We start from the raw sequence: 19,271 nt of genomic DNA, 5'->3' as shown, positions 1-19,271 counted from the left end.
TAGCTGCCAGACCAAATCAAACCCGTATACTGATAGAATTGGCGTCGATCGAGAAGGTACCATTCTTTACTTTGTCGGCAGCAATCCGTCTTCCGAGTGCAACCAGAATCTCCTGCCGCATATGCAACGGCGTGTTGGTCTGCGCTTCCCAATATTGTTCTTCCGGGATCAAGATAATTGCCACCGCATGACGCCCGCCAAACTCCCACTCAAAGCTCAGTGAATCCGCATCGTTTGAGTAGTGTACAGTACCAGAGCGGCCATCCTGGGTGTAGTTGAGGGCAGGGACAGACTTGTCAGCCATTCTTCTTTTGAAACTTTCGAGATCAAAGTGACGCTTAGCCATAATTGTAGTGTTTTGTAAAATAGTTGTGTGAATTGAAAAAAAGAAAACCGGGCCCGCTCTTCCCCCGAAAGGAAATGCATAACCCGGTTGACGGAGAAAATTGCGCTTCTGTGAAAAGCGTGTATTCATAGCGTTGTGTGTGTGTATTTACTCTTTTAATGGATGTAAAGATGCACATATCCTGCAATAAAATTACTCGGAACGCAGGGATTTAACAGGATTCATCAATGCCGCTTTAATGGATTGATAAGATATGGTCAACAGGGCAACGATAACTGAAACCACTGCCGCGCCGGCAAACATCCACCAGGCAATATCAATTTTGTAGGCAAAATCCTGCAACCAGCGGTTCATCATCCACCAGGCCACGGGCAATGCAATGACTATCGCGACAGCGATGAGTTTTAGAAAATCTCTTGAAAGCAATGCAACGATCCCCGCCACCGAGGCGCCAAGTACCTTTCTGACACCGATTTCCCTGGTACGTTGTTCAGCCGTAAAAGTGGCCAGGCCAAATAATCCCAGACAGCCGACGAATATGGTCAGACCAGCAAATACGCCCAGTATCTGTCCTGTTTTCTGTTCTGCTTTGTAAACTTCGTTGAAGCGTTCGTCCAGAAAAGAGTAAGTGAATGGCAGGTCCGGTTTGAAGCTGTTCCATTGTTTTTCCATACTTGCCAGCAGTCCGGAGATCTCCTTCGTCTTTGTTTTTACGATGATATGGCCCGAGCCTTTGCTTAATGTCATCACCAGGGGGGAAATTGCCTGATGCAGCGAACGGAAATGGAAGTCTTTTACCACGCCGATGACCCTATAGGTTATTATGGTGCCTTCATTGGTGCGGTGGGAAATGCTTTTTGTCAATGCGTTGTCCTTCCAGCCCAGTGTTTTGGCAGCAGTTTCGTTAATGATCACGCCGGTGGAATCTGTCCCATAATCTTTGGAAAAATTACGTCCGTCCGCCATTTCCATTCCCAAAGTCGGTATATAGTCGTAGTCCACTTCGTACCTGAGTGTTTTTACGAACTGTGAAACGTTGTCTTCCGGGGTCACCATGTAATTGTTGTTCGCAGACGGGCCGGCAGGTACGTAACCCGAGAGGCTAACCCTCTCGATCCGTGAATCACGTTGCAGCTCGTCGCGGAAAGCTGTCTCATTTTTTCCCAAAGCCCAGGCCGGTATCACCAGTACCTGACTTTTGTCATACCCGATCTTTTTGTTTTTAATGTATTTGAGCTGCTGATACACCACAGTGGTACCGATCATGAGCGTGATAGAAATGAAGAATTGGAAGACCACCAGTCCGCTTCTTAACCCTATATTTTTTCCAAAAGAGCTTAATTTGATGGAGTTACCGCCTTTCAGAACCGCTACGGGTTTGAAAGAAGACAGGAAAAATGCCGGATAACTTCCGGCAAAAATGCCTACAAAAAGTCCGAACAGCAGAAAGGAAGGCACGAGCTGCGGTATTGAATTCAGCTGGACTTCCATGTTTTTTCCGGACAGGTTATTGAAAAGCGGAAGCATCACTAGGCATAGTATCGCGGCCAGTACCAACGCGATGGATGTCAATAAGACGGACTCGATCAGAAATTGCCACACCAGCTCGGCCTGAGCCGAGCCCATAACTTTTCTTACACCCACTTCACGGGCCCTTTTGGATGAACCGGCGGTTGATAAATTCATGAAATTGATGCAGGCTATAATCAGCATAATAACCGCCACAGCTCCGAAAATATAGACATAGCGAATGTCACCATTTGGATTTTGGTCGTATGTGAAGTCTGAGTGCAAATGGATGTCCGTGAGTGGCTGCAGGTGGAGGGCTATATCGTTTCCTTTTTTCCGGAATTCATCAAGTGTTACGCCCATCGCCTGTTTCAGCTGCGGACCCATGTATTTTCTGACAGTCTGCGGGAGCTTGGCTTCCAGCTTTTTGTAATCGTAACCTTCCGGAAGCACCAGATAGGTAAAAAACTCTGATATCATCCACGAATTGCTGCGCCCATCGGGAATCGTAGACATGGACGCCAAAAGATCATATCCGAAATGAGAATTGGCGGGAATATCTTCGAAAACACCATTCACTTTGTAGGTAGCTTTCCAGTCCTTGAAGTTCAGCAGCTTTCCGACCGGGTCGGTTTTTCCGAAAAACTTCTCTGCCGTTGACCGCGAGATCACGATACTGTGGGGTTCAAGCAAAGCCGTTTTTGGGTTGCCCTGGATCATAGGGACTGTGAAAACGTTAAAAAAGTTAGAATCAACAAAAGCCAGATTTTCATCCGTGAAAAGCTTCTCATCCATAAGGATCAGCGGCGAACCGCCCTGACGGATACGGGTAGCGTCCAGTACCTCGGGGTAGTCGGCTTTGAGGGCGGCGGCAGTAGGAGGCATGACGTGGGATTCATTTATTTTTCCACCCTGCATGGTACCTTTAAAAATCACCCGCACGATCCGGTCCGACTTATCATGAAACCGGTCAAAGCTCAGTTCGTCCAGTACATATAGCCCGATGAGCATGCAAGAAGCAAGCCCCATTGCAAGTCCAATGATATTGATTGCAGAAAAAACACGGTTGCGAACAACGTTTCGCCAGGCAGTTTTGAAATAATTTTGAAACATGAGGTCAGGTTGATTACTATTTTATTTTTATGGCTAACAGACGGTACATGGTATTGCATAGTTCTTTGTATAAAATATATGCCAGTAAGTGAAAATCCCTTTTTTTAGTTCATGATGGCCGTTTTTAGATTTAACTTTGTTCAGATTCGAACATCTTTGTACGAAATCGCGCACGCTGGCGCCAGCCTCCAGGTTAATGCCGACTATTAAAAGGCCTCCGGCCGTAGGAGAAGTATTTCACCCGCCGGAGGCCTAGGAGTATTGATCACGACATTATGTTCGCGCTAACTATACCGGCCGGAGGCCTGAAAATAAAAGTCACGAACGTCTACGTTCGCGCCGGCTTCGTGCTAACTTCACATTAATATGACTGAACTCGAACAATACCTGCATTCCTACTTTGCTTTTGAACGGGAGGATCTTTACAAAGTAGCCCAGCTGTTCAGAAAATCCACGCTCAAAAAAGGTGACTATTACCTCCAGACCGGGAAAATCTGTAACAAACTCAGCTTTATCCAGTCGGGTATGCTGCGAATTTTTGTGTCGCAGGAGGACAGGGAGGTTACGCAATGGATTTCTACAAAAGGCTATTTTGTAACAGACCTCGCAAGCCTCGTTTTTCGCACGCCCGGGCGCTGGAATATGCAGGCACTGACCGATACGGAATTATATACCATCGAAAAAGCGGACTACGACCGGATCGGGGAGCTCATACCCAGATGGCCGGAAACGGAAAGATTATTCATCGCACACTGTTTCACGATCATGGAAGATCGCATATTCAACCTCTTATCCATGACTGCCGAGCAACGCTACAACTTCTTCTTTGAACATAACCGGGAGATTTTTAATCAGGTACCGCTTCAGTATCTCGCTTCCATGCTCGGCATGACACCCGAAACGATCAGCAGAATACGCAGAAAGCAACTTTCCTGATTTCTTGATATATGTCAAGTGGCTTTAAATGAGCCGGTGATAGCTTTGCAGCATCATTAATCAACTCATATTTATGTTTATCGGACATTACGGATTAGCACTTGGAGTGAAAAAAGCAGCTCCAAAAATATCGCTCGTTATGCTTTTTCTGGCCGTCGAGTTTGTGGACATTCTCTGGCCTGTACTGCTCTTGCTGGACATTGAGCAAGTCAAGATCGTTCCAGGTTTCACCGAAGTGAATCCCTTCGATTTTGTGCATTATCCCTACACGCACAGCCTTGTGATGGGAGTTCTCTGGGGAGTTGTAGTCGGTTTTTTGTATTGGTTATTTAAAAAAGATTTCAAAGACGCAGCAATCGTTGGTTTGGCAGTGCTCAGTCACTGGTTTCTGGATTACATAGTCCACACCGCCGATCTTCCACTAACCTTGTTTGGTTCCGAAAAGGTAGGCCTGGGCCTCTGGAATTCCATGCCGCTTACGCTACTGATCGAAGGCATACTGTTCTTTGGAGGGGTTTACTTATATGCCAAAAGCACCCGGGCGGTAAACAGCCAGGGCAAGTGGAGCTTGTGGGTAATGGTCGCTTTTTTTGTTGCCGCCAACCTTTTCAATTTATTCGGTCCGCCCCCGGGCGACTCCATTCCGGCAATGTTTGTTTCATTCATGGTCTTGCAGGCGATTGTCCTGTGGCTCGCCTATTGGGTAGATAAAAACCGGGTCGCGCATTAAAAAAAGGCATTCTTCGCCTTCAAGAAAGCGGCGAAGAATGCGGCATTGAATCTGAAATATTAAGCCAGCACCGCTTCGATCCTTTTCAGTTCGTCTTCCGAAAACGCAGTATTATTCAGACAAGAAAGAGAATCAAGCAGTTGGGCAACTTTGCTGGCACCTATCAGCACGGAAGTGACCCGCGGATCTTTCAGCAGCCAGGATAACGCCATTTGCGCCAGGCTTTGCCCACGATCCACCGCTATCTCATTCAGTTTTTTGATTTTTTCAACAATTTCCGGGGTTACCTGGCTTTCCTGCAGATAACCTTCGGCCTTGGCCGCCCGTGAATCAGCCGGAATGCCATGAAGATATTTGTTAGTCAAAAGTCCCTGAGCGAGAGGCGAAAAAGGGATACATCCTACACCTTCACGGCCTAGTATGTCCATTAAACCCCCTTCTACCCAGCGTTCGAACATGGAGTATTTGGGTTGATGGATCAGGCAGGGCGTCCCGAGCTGTTTCAGTATGGCAATGGCCTTTTCAGCATCCTCCGCCTGATAATTGGATATCCCGACGTAGAGCGCTTTGCCCTGCCGCACGATAGTGTCCAGTGCAGACATGGTTTCTTCAAGAGGGGTTTCGGGATCGGGACGGTGCGAGTAAAAGATATCGACATAGTCCAGCCCCATTCTTTTCAGGCTCTGGTCAATGCTCGCCATCAGGTATTTCCTTGAACCCCATTCTCCGTAAGGTCCCGGCCACATGAGGTAACCGGCTTTGGAGGAAATGATCAGTTCGTCTCGGTATGGGGCAAAATCTTTTTTCATCAATAACCCGAAATTCTCTTCTGCCGAACCTGCCGGAGGACCGTAATTATTGGCCAGGTCAAAATGTGTGATGCCCTTATCGAAAGCAGTCCTGAGAATCGCACGATAGTTTTCAAAAATATCCACTCCGCCGAAATTGTGCCACAGCCCGAGTGAAATTGCAGGTAGTTTGAGGCCGCTTCTTCCGCAGCGGCGGTACGTCATGTGCTGGTAACGGTCAGCATCAGGTTGGTAATTCATAAGGTATTTTTAATACTAAATGGAATGGTTTGCGGCTGCAAGATTGTCATTTGACATGTTTAAACAAATATCTGCGGCCTGGGGCAGTTAAATTTGTCCAGGTATGACGCAAGTCATTGGCTAAACATAAAAAGTACATAAATTTGTTGAGTGAGCAGTCAATCAAAAACACATGCTGTAATGGACAAACAAAAGAAAATACTTGAATCGGCCCTGCAATTGTTCGTGGAATATGGTTTTCACGGAACGCCCACCAGCAAAATCGCAAGTAACGCGGGCGTGGCGGCGGGTACTTTGTTTCATTATTTTAAAACCAAGGACGAGCTGGTCATTAATTTATACAACCGTATCAAAGGGGAGCTTAATACCTATGTATATTCCCAGATAGACAACAACGATACTGTCGAGGCAAAGTTCAGGACCCTATTCAACCACACACTATATTGGGCGCTGAAAAACAACCAGGAGTTTTATTTCATCCAGCAATTTCATTTTTCGCCCCACCTGGCAAGTATCCCGCCCGACGAGCTGGTAAACCAGGCTAAACCGCATATCGAGCTTTTTGAACAGGCAGTACGTGAAGGAATTCTGAAACCTTTGCCAGCCGATCTTTTGCTGACCTTGGTTGGCAGCCACGTGTACGGGCTGCATCAGTATCTTGCCAAGGCTGGTTTTGATAAAAAAAGAGAATCAGAAGTCATCGATCAGGCTTTTGAAATGATCTGGGACATGATCACCATTTAAAACTAACATGGAAAAAAATACAAAGATCAGGGCAATTATCACCGGCGTTACCGGTATGGTAGGAGAGGGCGTATTGTTGCAATGCCTTCAGAGCGACGATGTGGAAGCCATATTGATCATCGGCAGAAAACCTTACGACATCGAACATCCCAAAGTAAAGCAGGTCGTACATAAGGATTTCTTTGATATTTCTCCGATAGAAAGCGAGCTGGCTGGCTACAATGCCTGTTTCTTTTGTCTGGGCGTTTCATCGGTGGGGATGAAAGAACCTGAGTATTTTAAACTCACGCATACCCTGACGCTGCACGTGGCGGGCACATTGAGCAGGATCAATCCCGACATGGTTTTTTGCTACGTTTCCGGCTCAGGTACCGACACCACTGAAAACGGCAAATTGATGTGGGCGAGGGTGAAAGGCAAGACCGAAAATGATCTCATGAAATTGCCTTTCAAAAAAGCATACGCGTTTCGTCCCGGCGTGATGCAGCCTACCGAAGGTGCCAAAAATACATTGTCACTTTATAAATATTTCCGCTGGCTTTTTCCGATCCTCCGTACGTTTTTCCCCAATTTCCTTTCCAGGCTCAGCCAGGTCGGAGATGCGATGATTAAAGTTGTAAAGTACGGATATGAAAAAAATATCCTCGAAGTAAAGGACATCAACGCATTGGCCGACAGGCAGTTTGTAGATTAAAATTGCAGTGTTTCATTTTCGTTTCAACCGTACTACATACCCACCGCCCGGCGCCATTTTGATCTGAATGGCGTCGTTTTTTTTTAACTGCTTTTTGTATAACCGGTAATCTGAAGCATACCTGTCCGCATTGACACCGTCTTCGCAAATGACTGCCTCGTAATTATGCTGATCCAGAAAATCCAGAGAAACGGTTAATTCTCTGGGCGTGAGGTCGGTCATGGCACCGATATACCAGTTGTTATCCTTTTTTCGGGCTGTTACGATGTAGTCTCCGAGCTTTGCATTGAGCACAATGGTCGTGTCCCAGACGGTCGGTATGCTGCCGAGTAACTCCATAAAATCAGGCTCCAAGAGTCCCTGCGACGGATTTCCGGAAAAAAGCTGGATGGGGCTTTCGTATACCACAAACATCGCCAGCTGCTGCGTTCTGGTGCCGAGCGACATTACGTTTTCAGCAGCCGAACGGAAAGTTTTGACAGTACCGTTGCTGAGCAGGCCTGGTTCATAATCCATCGGGCCGGAAGTCATGCGGATAAAAGGCAGGAGCAGGTTGTGATCGGGATGTGCTTTGTCGCTCCACATGTTGTATTCGGAACCCAAAACCGCTTCCCGCGTCAATGCGTGCGGATAAGTGCGGTTGAAGCCTGCGGGTTTGAATGCGCCATGGAACATCAGCATGATTTTGTGGCGGGCGCAGGCCTTGGCTACTTTATGATAAAAATTAACGGTTTTCTGGTCGTCCCGGTCGATGAAGTCTGTCATTATGAAGTCAACGCCCCATTTGTTAAACTGGTTGAGCGCGGGTTCCAGCTGTCTGTCGAGGGTCATCGCGAGTGTCCACATGCCCAGTTTGATGCCTTTGCTTTTAGCATAAAGAACAAGCTCCTCCATATCGAGCGTGGGTGTAATTTTGAAAAGATCATTGTTGTCGCTCCATCCCGCATCCAGCAAAACCTGCTCGAACCCAAACCGTTTGGCAAAATCAACATAGTATTTGTAAGTCTCCGTATTGATCCCGCTTTTAAAAGGCACATTGAAAATATTGGAAGAAATGATCCATTCCTCCGTCGATTTTCGGGGCTGTATCCAGGAAACATCGCTGACGCGGGAGGGAGATGCCAGCCTGTAAACGAGGTCATTCGCCGGAAGGTCTTTGTCTTCGGGAGCTATCATGATCACACGCCAGGGAAAACTGCGGGTACCTTTTGTCTTTGCGAGAAAATTCTCTCTTTCAGCTACATACACATGCGAAAACTCGCCTGTCATGACGGTCTCTTTTTTGGGATAGGGCGGAAGATCGGCGGATAGCGCATTTTTTCCTGTGCCTGCGAGGTACATACCCGGGTAGTCTTCCAGGTCCGATTCTGTGATGACGATTTTGGGCTGATTTTCAGGTGCGATCAAAAGCGGTGTGAAGAGCAGTTTTTTGGAAGAAATGCTGTCCAGCCTTTTCACCTGGTAAGGCTCCTCAAAACTGGTATGGTACTTGTCCTGGTTGCCGCGCGCAGCTACTTCGGAAAGGTATACCTGGTGGCTGGAAGAAAATTTGAAATGGGCCGTTTCGTTTTTAACAATAAGGGAATCCTTGAAAGCCGTGGTAATACGGTAGGCAACACCATCATTATAAACCCTGAAAATAACGCCGAACGAACCCTGAAAACGGAAGGTAATTTCATTATAGACGTCGGGAATCCTTTTCCGTTTTTCCGGCACCGGCGAGATGATCACTTCATTGACGGCCCGCGTAGTGATCTTGGGCTTGGAACGCTGGCCGGAAAGTGTGGCCCCGTTTTCCAGGGCCATATCAATTTCAGAAGCCGTTAAAAGGGTTTGGTTATTGTAAAAAACCGAGTAACTGAATGTCTTGTCGATGGCGACCGAAACCCGGATTTTCCCGTCGGGAGACAATACATCTTTTTGGATAGCCGCAACCGTGAATAACGGCACGATCAGGAAGGCAGAAATGGCCAGGAATTTTTTCATAAAAAAGCAGGGTAGATCAGCAAAAATAGATTTTTCCTGCTTAAAAAATTACAAATCCATGATTTCGCCCGTTTTTTTCGGTTTACGTTTCTTTTCAGCCCACAGGTACAGAGGCGGCAGCAGTATTGGCGCAAAAAGTAAGGTACTGGTCAGCCCGCCTATGATCACTGTAGCCAGCGGCCGCTGCACATCAGACCCGATCCCCGACGAAATCGCAGCCGGTACCAGACCGATAATCGCCACCACAAGGATCGAAAGCAACGCGCGGAGTTGTTCGGTGGAAGCTTCCAGCACGTTTTCGTGGATATTGTTATCCTGCGATTGCTGGGCGCGGTTGAGCGCCGAAACCAGCAATACACCCGCCATAACAGAAATCCCGAAAATGCTCACAAAGCCGACACCTGCGGACACGTTGAAATAATACCCCCTCAAAAGCAGGGCCGAAATTCCGCCACCCAGCGCAAACAGTATGCAACTCATGGTTACCATGGTATGAGGCAGGTTTTTGAACAACATAAAAAGGAACAGGAAAACCATTACGATTGTCAACGGAATGGTGAAAGCAAGCTGTTTTCCGGCACGTTCCAGGTTTTCGTACTGACCGCCGTATACAATGCTGTAACCCTTTGGCACATGCACTTTTGCATTCAGTTTCTTTTGCAGCTCAGCCACAAATCCTCCCTGGTCGCGGCCGCGGATATTGGTACGGACGGTCACCATGCGTTTGCTTCCGTACCGGTAAATATTGGTTTGTCCCTCAATGAAGCGGATATCTGCGAGCTGGCTCATAGGCACCAGCGCGCCGGTCAGGGAAGGTACCTGCACATTTTTGATCGCGTCGATCGAGTTCCGGTATTTGGGTAAAAAGCGCACGACAATATCGTATCGTTTGGTACCGTCGTATAAAGTGGAGATCGTTTTTCCGCCAATCGCCGCCTCGATCATGTTCTGGATGTCCGCCACATTGATCCCGAAACGCGCCGCTGCCTGCCGGTTGATATTGATCGCCAGCTGTTCCTGCGGACCTTCCTGCTCAATATTCACATTGTCGGCGCCCCGCGTTGCTTTGACGATTTTGGCAATGGCCTCAGCTTTTTGGCGCATCATATGCAAGTCATCGCCCACAATGGATACCGCCAGATCGGCCGCGCTTCCTGTCACGATTTCCATCACCTGGTCGATGATCGGCTGGCCGGAAGAAAAGGATACGGCCGGCAGCTGGGTCTGCAGATCAGTTTTTATTTTTTCAACCAGTTCTTTCTTGGTAATGGTTTTACTCCAGAGCTCATAGTCTTTCAGGCCCACCAGGATTTCATTTCTGTTGGCTGGAAAAGGGTCGGTACCATCGTCGTTTCTGCCGGTTTGGGTAATTACAAAAGCGATCTGCGGATATTTGGAAATGATTTTCCTGATTTTCGGCGCGTAGCTTGCATTCTCCTGGATCGTAATTCCCGACGGGAAATTGCCCCTCAGGAAGATAGAACCTTCGTCCAGCGTCGGCAGGAACTCTGTACGCAATTTTAAGCCAAACAAAACCAGCACCATCACGACACTGAAACCTGCGATAACCGTTGTTTTATAATGTCTCAGAAAACCTGCCAGGGATTTTGCATAAGAGCGCGTCATGAATTCCAGTATGAAGTTTTTCTGCTCCTTGATAGGCTTTTCGGGATCGGCGAGGGCTTTCCGGTAGGCAAATGAAATCAATACGGGAATAAACGTGAGCGCAGCCAGCATAGACCCGATCACCGCAAAAGCCAGCGTCAAAGCCATGGGCGAAAACAGCTTTCCTTCCACCCGTGTCATCAGCAGAATAGGCATGTAAGCCAGAATGATGATCGTTACCGAAAAGAATATTTCCCGGCCCACTTCCTGGGCGGCCAGTAAAGTGATTTTTACAATGCCCTGTTCTTTTTCCTCCACGGTGGCCGTGCGGTATTTTCTAATCAAATGCTCGGCCATTACGCAAGCTCCGTCCACGATTATCCCGAAGTCTATCGCGCCCAATGAAAGCAAATTCGCCGGAATGCCGGTTAAACGCATGAGTATAAACGCAAAGAGCAGGGAGAATGGAATTGTCAATGCCACCACCAAGGCGCTGCGGATGCTTCCTAGGAAGAAAATCAGCAATATAACCACGATGGTGATACCTTCGAAAAGGGTATGGGCTACCGTTTCCAGCGAGTGGTCGATCAGGAAGCTGCGGTCGTACAAAGGCCTTAATTTTACACCTTCGGGCAGTTCGCTGGCGGTGAGATCAGCCATTTTTTCCTTTAACACTTTCAGTACCTCGCTGGGGTTTTCGTACCTTCTGAGGAGGATAATGCCTTCCACGCCGCTGCTGACGTCGACTTTGTCCTGTGTAATAGTATAGCCCATTACGCCGCTTGGCGGGGGAGGGGTGATTTCTACAGTCGCTACATCGCGGACAAAGACAGGTACACCATTGTCGGATTTCAATACGATATTCTGGATATCCAGTTCATCTTTGATCGCGCCAAGCCCACGTATCGCAAATCCCTGGCCACCTCTGGAAATGATGTTGCCACCTGTATTCTGGTTATTTACATTGATCGCATCCATCACATTTTGCAGCGAAAGACCATATTTAACCAGCTTTTCGGGAGACGTGATCACATGGTATTGTTTCAGCGGCCCACCGAAAGTGGTCACGTCGGCAATTCCGGGAACCTGCAGCAAGGCAGGTTTAATGACCCAATCCTGCAAATCCCGGAGCTGGGTGGGGCTGTAACTGGCGGGCGCTTCCACTACATAACGCAGGATTTCTCCTACTGCCGTCGACAAAGGAGCAAGTTCAGGCGATACTCCGGCAGGTAGTTCTGCGGAAGCAATGCGCTCTGTAACTTGCTGGCGTGCAAAGTAATCGTCGGTTCCGTCTTTAAATGTCAGCTGCACAACGGACAAGCCGAATATCGTGCGGCTTCTCCTGTCGAGGACATTGGGGGTATTTTGCAAAGCCCGTTCAATGGGCACTGTAACCTGTTGCTCCACTTCTTCCGCGGCCCGGCCGGGATATTGGGCAACAACAATCACATTGGTATCGGCAATGTCGGGGTAAGCTTCTATTTTGAGCTGGGTAAAACACCAGTAGCCGACGCCCATCAGCACAAAGCTGACAGCGATCACAACCCAGCGGTTGCGCAGGCTGAAAAAGAGCAGGTTCTTGATCATTTTAATTCCACTTTTCTACATGGTTGGTAACTATGAAGCCGCCTTTCATCTCTTTGCGGAGCAGGGTGAGCGCTGCTTTTACTTTCTCTTCTTCGTCGATGAAGGATATCACCACCGGAGTTTCGTCAAAGCTGAAAAGGTCGTTGGGCCGGTTCAGGTGTTTGCCGTCAAAACCCAGGCTGGCGCGGTAGACGGTTGCGCCCTGGACTTTTTGTTTAACCAAAAACTGTAAAATGTATTCGTACAAAGGCAATCCGCCTTTCCAATGGTCGGTGCCGATGAATATTTGTGCCTGTAACATGGTCGGGGAGGTTAGTAGCCAAACGATAAGCCTTTCAATTGCATCACGCCTTTGATCACCACATTATCGCCGTTTTTAAGGCCGCTGTATGCAATGATCCTGTCGCCGATCTGATCGCCGACATTGACCTCGCGCCGCTCGAAACTGGTGGCGCCGCTTTTTACAAAAACATAGTTCTTACCCTGTATCGTAATCAGCGCATCTTTATTGATACTGAGGTTTTTACCTTCACTTAAACCAAATGCTACTGTACCGAACATACCGGCTTTGAGCCTGCCAGTGTAGTTGTTGATACTCACCCTGAGCTTGATCATCCGCGTGGTCTGGTCTACCATGTCAGCCACGTCGTCTATGTTTCCTGTGAATTTTTCGTTGGGGAATGCCGTGAACATGATGGTGCAGCTGCTGCCTTTTTTTACTTTATTGATCTCGCTTTCAGGCACATCGCAAATGAGATAGGCGGTTCCGGCGGGCGCACGGCGTAGTTGTTTGGGTTCAAAACCTCCGGCTTTCAGTTTGGTTTCATGTTCAATAATGGCCGATCTTTCGTTGATCAGGTTCGTTTCTTCCATGGCCAGGGCGGTTTGCGATTCGAGCAGGTCTTTGCCGGTGGCTGCGCCGTGTTCCTGCAAATCCTGCATGCGCGCCAGCTCCGTTTTACGTTGACGGATATTGATATTCTGGATCTGGTTGATCATCGTAAGGTGCTGCAAAAGCTGGGTGTAATTGCCGGAAAGTTCAGGATTGTCGAAAATCACGATGTTTCCCGACGCGCCTTCCTCAGAGCGTATCACGGTGGCCGATACCTTGGCCGGGGCCGTAATATCTGCCATCAGGGAAGTTGCAGCTATGTTTTCGGTTTGGAAAAAATTGGCGCTTTCGGCCTGCGGAAACGATATTTTCGTGCCGCTGCTGTTAACCACCGGCGTGGTGTTGTCTTCCTGCACCTGGTGGGTTTCTTTGCTGGTACAAGCTGTGATCAAACCCGCGGTCAGGCAGCTGTATAGGATCAGGTTCTTCATGTTATTGAGCGAGTTGAGTGATCAGACCTGATGTGTACAGGAGGTCAATGTAACTTTGGCGGTATTGTTGTAACAGATCATAATATTGCTGCTGGGTATCGAGCCAGCTGCGTTGCGCTTCCAGAAAATCCACAATTGTAGTTCCTCCACGCAGGTAAGAATATTTAACACTGTTCAGTATGATTTGAGATTGTGTTAGTAACTGATTGAAATTCTGTACGTTCTGTTTTTGAAGCTGAAAGGTTCGATAGGCTGTTTGGATTTCGGTCTGCGCCTGCAGTTCGGTAGCATTCAGGGCCTGTTCCGCCTGCTGTTTCATGATCGTGGACTTTTTGATTTCCCCCTGGTTTCGCGAAAACAGCGGTATTTCAATGGTTCCGTAAATACCCATATAGTGGGCTTTGTTCTGCGGGTTGTAGATTAACCCTAATTCCGGGGTTGGCAATGCACTGGATTTTTGCAGCCTGATATTGGCATCCGCCACATCCATAGTCGATTTGATGGCCTGAATATCGGTCCGGTTCTGAAAAGCTTGTTTTATCAGGGCTTCCATTTCGGCAGGGAACTCAAACCGGAACTGGTCTGCCGTATCGACGCTTACCGAATCCTTTGTTCCCATCATGAATTTCAGGTTTGCGATTTCATTGCGGTAAACCTGGGCGGCCGATTTCAGCTGAATGGCATACTGATTGGCCAGCAGCTCGGTACGTGCCAGATCCGTGGTAGTGATCACCTGGTTTTTCAGCCGGAGCCTGTTAATGGTTGCCAGCGAGTCTACGTTACTTTTCGCGGTTCCCAGTAAGTCAAGCTGTTTGTGGGCCGTCCACACATCGAGCCATTTCTGCGCCACAGCCTGAAACAATTGTCTTTCGGTTTCGGCGTATTGTTTTTGTGTCAATTTTACATTCTGTTCGGCAAAATGGATCTTGTTTTCCCGCTGAACAGGAAGCTGGAACGGTTTGGTGACCTGCCACCATATCTGGCGGTTTGCACCATTGTACCACGATGAATTGTCGGGGAACCGGGAAGGCTGCACCAGTTGCAGCGACTGATTGTTCAAAATCGGGTTCGGCCGGAGCTGCGCCGTGGTGATGTCAGCCTGCGAAATGCCGACATTAAATTGCTCCCTTTTGAGCACCGGGTTGTCCGACCGGGCGGTTTGCAGCGCCTGCTGTAAAGTATATACGGTCTGGGCTTTTCCTGGGCCAGGCCAGCACATCAGCAGCGCGAACGGAAAATAAATGGCTACTTTGATCGACATAGTCTTGTTCGTTTAGACTTTATGTGAGCAAAGGTTCTGAGCTGCGTTAAAAAAGGGATTAAAACGCCTTTATAATTGGATTAAAAAGCTGTTAGAAATAAATTAGAACCCAAAAAAAGGCAACCAGCTCCCGCCAATTGCCCTTTCCTCCTTCCTCCCTTTCCTCCGTTTCTCCATCCTCCCATTCATATTCCCTCTCGTCCGCCCCGAGCGTTGCCGAAGGGCTAGGGTATTTGAGCCCGTTGGGCTCTGCTGATGTGTTTATTTTTTCTTTCCTCCGTTTCTCCCTTTCCTCCTTCGTCCCTTTCTTCCCTTTCCTCCCATTCATATTCCCTCTCGTCCGCCCCCGGCGTTGCCGAAGGGCTAAGGTATTTGAGCCCGTTGGGCTCTCGGAGATTCCTCCCTTTCCTCCATCTTCCCGTTCCTCCATCCTCCCTTTCTTCCCGAACTCCTCTCCCTACACGCAACCAAAACCCCCTTCTCGTCATAATCTAGCAGAAAATAATTACTTTGCTTTCCAAATCTGTTTACGAACAAAAAGACTCCTGAACCTGTATGGATTATTTTCTGGTCTCATTTTTTCTGATCCAATATGTTCGTTCTTCCCTGCAGACGAAAACCACTTTGCCGGAATGGGATAAGCTGCTCATCTATGCCCGATATTTCACCGTTGCCCTCATAGCCACTTACTTCATTGCCGACACACCGGATTGGTTCAGCTGGATATGGCATGTTTTTATGATCGGGCTGGTTTCCGTTATTTACAAGAACGACGAATTTAAACCGCTGCGCTCCACTGTGCAGTCGATCCTGCCGTTCATGATCATTTCAATTATCAATGATATACTGCAAGTTGCCGTGCCAAAATTTTACCGGGAGTATGACCAGTACCTTTCCATAGCCAATTCTTTTGCGTTTGTATTGTGCTTTGTGATATGGTTTTATGCCCAGAAGCAGCAGAAAGCGCTTTTAAAGGAGAGAGAAGACCGGCTGCGCGAAGAAAAAGAGAGCAAAGCGCAGAAAGAATCTCTCGAATATCTGGTGAACGAACGAACACTTGAACTGACATTACAAAAAGAAGAATTGCAGAAAGCGATCGAGGAGCTGAAAGCAACGCAGAACCAGCTGATACAGAGCGAAAAAATGGCTTCCCTGGGAGAACTCACTGCCGGGATCGCGCATGAGATCCAGAATCCGCTGAATTTTGTGAACAACTTTTCGGAGGTTTCGGTAGAGCTTTGCCAGGAACTGGAAGAAGAGATTGAAAAATCGCCTTTGCAGGAAGCAGACAAGGATTATATCAAAGGAATTATCGCAGACCTTAGCCAGAACCAGCAGAAGATCACGCACCACGGTAAACGCGCGGATTCGATTGTGAAGGGAATGTTACAGCATTCCCGGACTTCTTCCGGTGAAAAGGAGCCGGTCGACATCAATGCGCTGGCTGACGAATATATGCGGCTCGCGTACCACGGTCTGCGGGCGAAAGACAAGGAATTCAATGCAACACTTACTACGGATTTCGACCCTACTATCGGCCAGGTTAATGTGCTTCCGCAAGACCTGGGCAGGGTTTTTCTGAACCTGTTTACAAATGCTTTTTATGCTGTAGCGGAAAAGAAGAAAATGTTGCAGGAATCGGGCAACCTCGGGGATTACAAACCGGAAGTGAAGATTTCGACCAAGAAATTTGATAACAAGCTGTACATCAGGGTAACAGACAATGGAGCCGGGATGCCCGACAGCGTGAAGGCCAAGATATTCCAGCCATTTTTCACTACAAAACCAACCGGCCAGGGCACTGGACTGGGCCTTTCCATGAGCTACGATATTATCACCAACGGGCACGACGGCCTGCTCGACGTGGATACCGAACAAGGGGAGCGGACGGAGTTCAGGATCACGATCCCCATAGGGGCAGTAAAACTGTCTGAATGAGATATTTATGAGTAGATATGCGCAAATAAATAATTACTATATTGTCCATTATTTTCAGAAGGACAGGTAAGGCCATTTCCACACCATTTTAATGTAGATAAATTGATCTGATAACAGCAGTGTTCATGTCGGACACGGGCTGATTCTTGCTATACATTTTACATTCTCAACGTGACTTTATGAGCGAACTTGTACAACCTGTACTTTCCAAATCCCCCGAGCCAGGGCATGACCTGGCGAACGTGCTCCATGTCGGGGATTTTATGAATCTGCTGAAAGAAGAAGAAGACTATTTTACGGGTGATCAGAACAATACCAAGCTTATGATTACCAGGTTACGAAAGATTTTTTATGACCAATGGGGCTGGAATACGGAGTTGATCAAGGGGGCGGCGGGCATAGAAATGCGCTACAAAGTGGAAATCCTGCCAGACCCTGCGGAGCATTCCAGAGCGGTGACCCGGTACGAAGACAATGCGTACCAGCCCAAGCACAGGCTCATTACGTATAGGGATAACGACAGGGTTTATGGCAACACAAGGGTGGGGCAGGTGCCTTTTATTTACAAAAACGATCACCAGGAATGTGTGCTGCCCGACGGAAACTATTGCGATGTGGCGCATGTGCTGGCCGGTCTGGACGCTTACAATTACAAGCAGGCGGTTACCCCGCTGCCGAAATTCCTTTATTTTCTCAAAAACCTTTGTCCGCATGTAGATTCGAACATGGACATTGTTACCTGGCTGGGCGACATCGCCAGCTCTTCCGGCGACTTCATGTTTTATTACCTGTTGCATGACAAAAAGCCGCTAACGACCGAGAAGGAGCAGTATTTCATCAACATCGACGCGCCCGGTTCCGACATGCTCGGCGACATAGACCCGTATGTGATCTGCCGGCATTACAATGTTGCTTCCGACAGGGGCATGCGGGTTTCCGATATTTTATCTGAATATTATTGCGGAAATCACGAGGCGCAACCCTATATGAAAAAGAAGTTTCTGATTTTTTGCGAAGCCGTGGGTTTGCGGGATTGGGATGGGGCGAAATTCGGTAATGAACAATCCTGGATGAAATATTACGGAAAACAGCTGCGCGACAATATTTGCTTCCAGGTTTTCAGCCTCACCGAGGAAAAACTGAAAAGTGTCTGGCTGCCGCTGCGTATATTTTTCAATGGTTATCGCGATGTGATCAAGTACGATCTGCTGCTGATACTGTTTTTGAAGTCGCTCAAACAATTAGTCAAAACAGAAACTCAGCCAGCATAAATGAACACTTCCAGTAAAGTTTTTTATCTTCTTGTAGCCTGCGCAGGCATTATTTTTATCCCGTATCTGGGCGCATGGATCTGTTTCGACGGGCATTTCGATCACAATTATTTTCAGTACCCGCCACTGGTCGCGCCTCCCAAAGCGGGTTTCAGTCTGCTTGTTTTTGTCGCCGTTGCTTTCCTTTTTTTCTGCATTGCGCTCCTTTATCTGATGCCGGATATTTTTGGGTTTAAAAAAAGTGTAAAACCTCCGTCCCCGCCAGTCAAACGTGTGCCTTTGCCGATATGGTTCTGGCTGGGGCTGGTGATGTGGGGAAGCACTTTATGGATTCTTTGGGCGAAATTGAGTGAGCCAAGATGGATCATTATTTGGGCGGATTTGCCGCTTTTCTGGGGTTTTGCGCTGCTGATGGACGGCTGGGTATACGTGAGGACCGGCGGAAAGTCCATCATCGGCAGGTCGGGCCGGGAACTGATCGGGATCGGCGTTGCTTCTGTGTCCGGCTGGCTCATTTTTGAATATCTCAATTTCTTTGTGGACGACAACTGGATCTATCCCAAAGGCGATATGATCCCCGACAACCAGTTCACAATCTATGCAGTCATAGGCTCGGCCGGCCTGATGCCGCTGGCTTTTGAATGGTACTGCCTGCTGCTGACATTCGACGGATTAAAAAACAGGTTCAGCAACGGGCCAAAAATCAGAATCGCAGGCTGGCTCGGCTATGTGATGCTGGCGGTTTGTTATCTGGCGCTCTTCTTCATCGCATTCTATCCCGATACACTTTTTACGCTCCTGTGGGTAGTCCCGCTGATCATCCTCAGCATCGTGCTCGAAAAGCTCGAAATCTGGACGCCTTTTAACATGGTCAAAGACGGGAACTGGTCGCCAGTGCTGCTGTTTGCGTTGTCGTACCTGATCCAGGGATTTCTGCTCGAATTCCAGAATTATTTCAGTGCCTACCACGAAAACGGCCAGATCATCACCCAAACCCCGGCCTACTGGGCTTACAGCGTACCTTATGTGAACGTTTACCATATTTTTGAAATGCCGGCCCTGGGTTTCATGGGGTATCTTCCGTTCGGGACTTACTGTATCATCTGGTGGATCGTTTTCGCTTTTTTACTGAATATCCCGTCCAATTTCACAGACCCGAAGCACCTTGACATTTAATTT

General features: G+C 48.0%; 16 protein-coding genes. 7 read left to right on the top strand and 9 right to left on the bottom strand.

Features of this window, described 5'->3' with window-relative positions:
* Positions 1 to 16: 16 nt before the first annotated feature.
* Positions 17 to 346 (bottom strand): hypothetical protein, encoded by a 330-nt coding sequence (locus FBF61_RS05810; protein WP_138476267.1) that lies wholly within the window; start codon positions 344 to 346, stop codon positions 17 to 19.
* Positions 347 to 538: 192 nt separating this feature from the next.
* On the bottom strand, positions 539 to 2,968 hold the full coding sequence (locus FBF61_RS05805) for an ABC transporter permease (RefSeq protein WP_138476266.1): 2,430 nt from the start codon (positions 2,966 to 2,968) through the stop codon (positions 539 to 541).
* A 366-nt stretch (positions 2,969 to 3,334) separates the two neighbouring features.
* Here FBF61_RS05805 and FBF61_RS05800 point away from each other — a divergent pair, with 366 nt between their 5' ends.
* Positions 3,335 to 3,904, top strand: a complete 570-nt coding sequence (locus tag FBF61_RS05800) for a Crp/Fnr family transcriptional regulator (RefSeq protein WP_138476265.1) — start codon at positions 3,335 to 3,337, stop codon at positions 3,902 to 3,904.
* A gap of 73 nt (positions 3,905 to 3,977) precedes the next feature.
* Positions 3,978 to 4,634 carry a hypothetical protein gene (locus FBF61_RS05795; protein WP_138476264.1) on the top strand — a complete coding sequence of 219 codons (657 nt, stop codon included), beginning with the start codon at positions 3,978 to 3,980 and terminating at the stop codon, positions 4,632 to 4,634.
* 59 nt (positions 4,635 to 4,693) lie between these two features.
* Here the strand turns inward: FBF61_RS05795 and mgrA are convergent, their stop codons facing one another.
* Positions 4,694 to 5,683, bottom strand: coding sequence for an L-glyceraldehyde 3-phosphate reductase (gene mgrA, locus FBF61_RS05790; RefSeq protein WP_138476263.1), 990 nt, complete (start codon positions 5,681 to 5,683; stop codon positions 4,694 to 4,696).
* A 180-nt stretch (positions 5,684 to 5,863) separates the two neighbouring features.
* Here mgrA and FBF61_RS05785 point away from each other — a divergent pair, with 180 nt between their 5' ends.
* Positions 5,864 to 6,427, top strand: coding sequence for a TetR/AcrR family transcriptional regulator (locus FBF61_RS05785; protein WP_166444434.1), 564 nt, complete (start codon positions 5,864 to 5,866; stop codon positions 6,425 to 6,427).
* Between the two features lie 7 nt (positions 6,428 to 6,434).
* A complete protein-coding gene (locus tag FBF61_RS05780; protein WP_138476261.1) occupies positions 6,435 to 7,121 on the top strand; it encodes a Rossmann-fold NAD(P)-binding domain-containing protein in 687 nt (228 codons plus the stop codon).
* 12 nt (positions 7,122 to 7,133) lie between these two features.
* On the opposite strand, the gene FBF61_RS05775 is transcribed toward FBF61_RS05780, so the two are convergent.
* From FBF61_RS05775 to FBF61_RS05750, 6 genes are all read right to left on the bottom strand, one after another.
* Complete coding sequence (locus FBF61_RS05775) at positions 7,134 to 9,107, bottom strand: glycoside hydrolase family 97 protein (protein WP_138476260.1); 1,974 nt, start codon at positions 9,105 to 9,107, stop codon at positions 7,134 to 7,136.
* Positions 9,108 to 9,155: 48 nt separating this feature from the next.
* Positions 9,156 to 12,299: an efflux RND transporter permease subunit gene (locus tag FBF61_RS05770; RefSeq protein ID WP_138476259.1), complete on the bottom strand. Its 3,144-nt coding sequence runs from the start codon at positions 12,297 to 12,299 to the stop codon at positions 9,156 to 9,158.
* Between the two features lies 1 nt (position 12,300).
* Positions 12,301 to 12,600 carry a DUF190 domain-containing protein gene (locus FBF61_RS05765; RefSeq protein ID WP_138476258.1) on the bottom strand — a complete coding sequence of 100 codons (300 nt, stop codon included), beginning with the start codon at positions 12,598 to 12,600 and terminating at the stop codon, positions 12,301 to 12,303.
* Between the two features lie 11 nt (positions 12,601 to 12,611).
* A complete protein-coding gene (locus FBF61_RS05760; protein ID WP_138476257.1) occupies positions 12,612 to 13,622 on the bottom strand; it encodes an efflux RND transporter periplasmic adaptor subunit in 1,011 nt (336 codons plus the stop codon).
* Between the two features lies 1 nt (position 13,623).
* Positions 13,624 to 14,883 (bottom strand): TolC family protein, encoded by a 1,260-nt coding sequence (locus FBF61_RS05755; RefSeq protein ID WP_138476256.1) that lies wholly within the window; start codon positions 14,881 to 14,883, stop codon positions 13,624 to 13,626.
* A gap of 91 nt (positions 14,884 to 14,974) precedes the next feature.
* Positions 14,975 to 15,211: a hypothetical protein gene (locus FBF61_RS05750; protein WP_138476255.1), complete on the bottom strand. Its 237-nt coding sequence runs from the start codon at positions 15,209 to 15,211 to the stop codon at positions 14,975 to 14,977.
* 227 nt (positions 15,212 to 15,438) lie between these two features.
* Between FBF61_RS05750 and FBF61_RS05745 the strand changes: the two genes are divergently transcribed.
* From FBF61_RS05745 to FBF61_RS05735, 3 genes are all read left to right on the top strand, one after another.
* Positions 15,439 to 16,821, top strand: a complete 1,383-nt coding sequence (locus tag FBF61_RS05745) for an ATP-binding protein (protein WP_138476254.1) — start codon at positions 15,439 to 15,441, stop codon at positions 16,819 to 16,821.
* A gap of 179 nt (positions 16,822 to 17,000) precedes the next feature.
* Positions 17,001 to 18,092 (top strand): hypothetical protein, encoded by a 1,092-nt coding sequence (locus FBF61_RS05740; protein WP_138476253.1) that lies wholly within the window; start codon positions 17,001 to 17,003, stop codon positions 18,090 to 18,092.
* Positions 18,093 to 19,268, top strand: coding sequence for a mechanosensitive ion channel protein MscS (locus FBF61_RS05735; protein WP_138476252.1), 1,176 nt, complete (start codon positions 18,093 to 18,095; stop codon positions 19,266 to 19,268).
* Positions 19,269 to 19,271: the final 3 nt, after the last annotated feature.

This window comes from Dyadobacter bucti (assembly GCF_005869225.1).
Classification (GTDB): Bacteria; Bacteroidota; Bacteroidia; order Cytophagales; family Spirosomataceae; genus Dyadobacter; species Dyadobacter bucti.
Note: the sequence above shows the minus strand (reverse complement) of the source record. Positions and strands in the feature narration are given on the sequence as shown.

Coding starts and splice junctions, on each gene's coding strand:
- FBF61_RS05755 (WP_138476256.1), bottom strand. CDS start 14,883: ATGTCGATCAAAGTAGCCATTTATTTTCCGTTCGCGCTGCTGATGTGC.
- FBF61_RS05760 (WP_138476257.1), bottom strand. CDS start 13,622: ATGAAGAACCTGATCCTATACAGCTGCCTGACCGCGGGTTTGATCACA.
- FBF61_RS05810 (WP_138476267.1), bottom strand. CDS start 346: ATGGCTAAGCGTCACTTTGATCTCGAAAGTTTCAAAAGAAGAATGGCT.
- FBF61_RS05740 (WP_138476253.1), top strand. CDS start 17,001: ATGAGCGAACTTGTACAACCTGTACTTTCCAAATCCCCCGAGCCAGGG.
- FBF61_RS05735 (WP_138476252.1), top strand. CDS start 18,093: ATGAACACTTCCAGTAAAGTTTTTTATCTTCTTGTAGCCTGCGCAGGC.
- FBF61_RS05765 (WP_138476258.1), bottom strand. CDS start 12,600: ATGTTACAGGCACAAATATTCATCGGCACCGACCATTGGAAAGGCGGA.
- FBF61_RS05800 (WP_138476265.1), top strand. CDS start 3,335: ATGACTGAACTCGAACAATACCTGCATTCCTACTTTGCTTTTGAACGG.
- FBF61_RS05795 (WP_138476264.1), top strand. CDS start 3,978: ATGTTTATCGGACATTACGGATTAGCACTTGGAGTGAAAAAAGCAGCT.
- FBF61_RS05780 (WP_138476261.1), top strand. CDS start 6,435: ATGGAAAAAAATACAAAGATCAGGGCAATTATCACCGGCGTTACCGGT.
- FBF61_RS05805 (WP_138476266.1), bottom strand. CDS start 2,968: ATGTTTCAAAATTATTTCAAAACTGCCTGGCGAAACGTTGTTCGCAAC.
- FBF61_RS05775 (WP_138476260.1), bottom strand. CDS start 9,107: ATGAAAAAATTCCTGGCCATTTCTGCCTTCCTGATCGTGCCGTTATTC.
- FBF61_RS05770 (WP_138476259.1), bottom strand. CDS start 12,299: ATGATCAAGAACCTGCTCTTTTTCAGCCTGCGCAACCGCTGGGTTGTG.
- FBF61_RS05745 (WP_138476254.1), top strand. CDS start 15,439: ATGGATTATTTTCTGGTCTCATTTTTTCTGATCCAATATGTTCGTTCT.
- mgrA (WP_138476263.1), bottom strand. CDS start 5,683: ATGAATTACCAACCTGATGCTGACCGTTACCAGCACATGACGTACCGC.
- FBF61_RS05785 (WP_166444434.1), top strand. CDS start 5,864: ATGGACAAACAAAAGAAAATACTTGAATCGGCCCTGCAATTGTTCGTG.
- FBF61_RS05750 (WP_138476255.1), bottom strand. CDS start 15,211: ATGAATGGGAGGAAAGGGAAGAAAGGGACGAAGGAGGAAAGGGAGAAA.